We start from the raw sequence: 2,069 nt of genomic DNA, 5'->3' as shown, positions 1-2,069 counted from the left end.
GGGCTGCCCGGCGACGCCGCGTCGCTGCGGTCCGCCGCGCCGATCTCGATGGTGTTCCCGGACGGAGCCGGGCTGCGGCGCGGCAAGCCGGCGCCGCAGAGCCTCACCGGCGAGGCGAACGACACGGTGAAGACGATGCAGTCGCAGGTCGGCGACGTCGTCAACGTGCTGAAGACGCGGGAGCGGCCGTCCGACACCGGGCGCGCCGGAGCCGGCCTGGCGGACGGCGGGCTGCCGGCCGGCGGGCTGGCGGACGGGCTGTCCGGCCCGCCGGTCTACCTGCCGAAGCTGCCCGCGGTGCGCTGACCGCCGGCCCGACGAATCACCTCGGAACGGGGCGTTCCGGAGATGCCACATGCATCCCGGAACGCCCCGTTATTGTGCCAAACGAACGCTTGTTATATGTCCGAGATCACACCTTCCATGGCGGGTAAATAGGATCTTGAAATGCGCTCACCCAGCGAAGTGGATCAGCTTCGCAGGGCAAAAAGAGAGGTGACAAACCCCACAAAGACGGGGCCTGCGCTTGATTCACTCCGGGCGCAACGTACGGTCAAGGACTTGTGCGGCGCTTTCGAGATCAAAAGTGAAGATGCATCGCAGCCGCACCTGCCGGACGCCGATGCCGCGATGACGCGGCCGCGCGCTGAGAGAGCGCGCAGACGGGCTCTGAAGCCCATGGGCGGTGCGGGACTCGGGGGACGAGGAGGTCGCCCCGGCGCGCCGCGAGAACGGCGCTGAGAAACGCCGGGCGTCCGGGGTCCTGTCCCCTACCGAAGGATCCTTCGTGGGCAACCCTGACGAACGACATCGTCTTCACGCGCGCCTTCGGGCCCGCCTTCCGCGGCCGCGGCCGCGCACCCTGCTGATCGTTTCCGGCGTCGCCGCCGCCGTCCTCGCGGTGGGCGCGTTCGCCATCGCCACCGGCGGCAAGGCCCCGGCCGACTCGGCGCAGGCCGCCCAGACCGCACCGGGCGCCGCGACCCCGGCGGCGGACCCGCCGAGGCCGGAGCCGTCCCGGGCCAGCCGGGGCGGGCAGCGCGACCCGGAGCCGAAGCACACCAAGAAGAAGGCCGAGCCGAAGAAGGCGCGGTCCGAGGCCGTCGCCGAGCACAAGGCCGCGGCGAAGAAGAAGGCGAAGGTGCTGCAGTCCGGCACCTGCGAGGCGTCCTTCTACGGCGAGGGGCAGATGACCGCCAGCGGCGAGCCCTTCGACCCGAGCGCCCTCACCGCGGCGCACAAGACGCTGCCGATGGGCTCCAAGGTCCGCGTCATCAACAAGAACAACGGCCGCTCGGTCGTCGTCCGCATCAACGACCGTGGCCCGTACGCGGGCGGCCGCTGCCTGGACCTGTCCACGGCGGCGATGAAGAAGGTCGGCGGTACGGGATCGGGCGTCATCCCGGTCCGCTACGAGGTCCTCTCCAAGGGCTGAGCTCCACCACGTGCGACCCGCCTCGCGGGCGGTCCATGCTGCCCGCGAGGCGGTTCCGTGCCGTCCTCCGTCAGCGGACGACGGGAGTGTCAGCGGACGACGGGAGCCGGGGCCGGGTAGGGCGCGGTGTCGGCGTCGACGCTCCGCACCGCGCCGGGCGCGGCGGCGGGCGCGGCGCTCTGCAGGGCGTCCTGCCCTTGCGCGGTGTTCGGCTCTTGCGCGGTGTTCTGCCCTTGCGCGGCGTCCTGGTCCGGCGCGGGCCTGACGTCCGCGAGCCGCTCCCGGAACCAGTCGGTGAGCAGGCCGTCGACGCGGACGGCGTCGGTGATCGGCGGCCGCGGCTCGGTGCCCGGCTCGGCGGCGAGCGCGTGCCCCATCCGGAACGCGGCGTGCTCCACCGCGCCCGCGCCGCGCCGCTGCAGCACGTCGCGGAACGCGGTCACCTCACCGGCCGGGACGACCCGGTCGCGGGCGCCGCCGACCAGCAGCAGCGGCACGTCCCGCGCGGCGATGTCGCCGGCGAGGACACCGAGGTCGAGGCGCTCGGCGAGCTCCTGCGCCGGCCCGCTCCACGTCCGGTCGCGTCCGGCGCGCCGCTCCACCGCCCGCGCCGCCCGCGCCGGGGCGACGACGG

The 2,069-nt window shown here is 73.6% G+C and carries 2 protein-coding genes and 1 pseudogene; 2 read left to right on the top strand and 1 reads right to left on the bottom strand.

The annotated features are described in order from the left end of the window. A partial coding sequence (locus F9B16_RS52140; RefSeq protein WP_192809415.1) for a hypothetical protein occupies positions 1-306 on the top strand: 306 nt, incomplete at its 5' end. 481 nt (positions 307-787) lie between these two features. Continuing rightward, complete coding sequence (locus tag F9B16_RS53955) at positions 788-1,435, top strand: septal ring lytic transglycosylase RlpA family protein (RefSeq protein ID WP_318839310.1); 648 nt, start codon at positions 788-790, stop codon at positions 1,433-1,435. Between the two features lie 89 nt (positions 1,436-1,524). Here F9B16_RS53955 and F9B16_RS50195 read toward each other — a convergent pair. Next, positions 1,525-2,069, bottom strand: a pseudogene (locus tag F9B16_RS50195) (hypothetical protein); the annotation flags it as partial.

The sequence above is a fragment of the Actinomadura montaniterrae genome (genome assembly GCF_008923365.1).
Classification (GTDB): Bacteria; Actinomycetota; Actinomycetes; order Streptosporangiales; family Streptosporangiaceae; genus Spirillospora; species Spirillospora montaniterrae.
The sequence above is the reverse complement of the archived record's forward strand: the minus strand, read 5'-3'. Positions and strand labels throughout refer to the sequence as shown.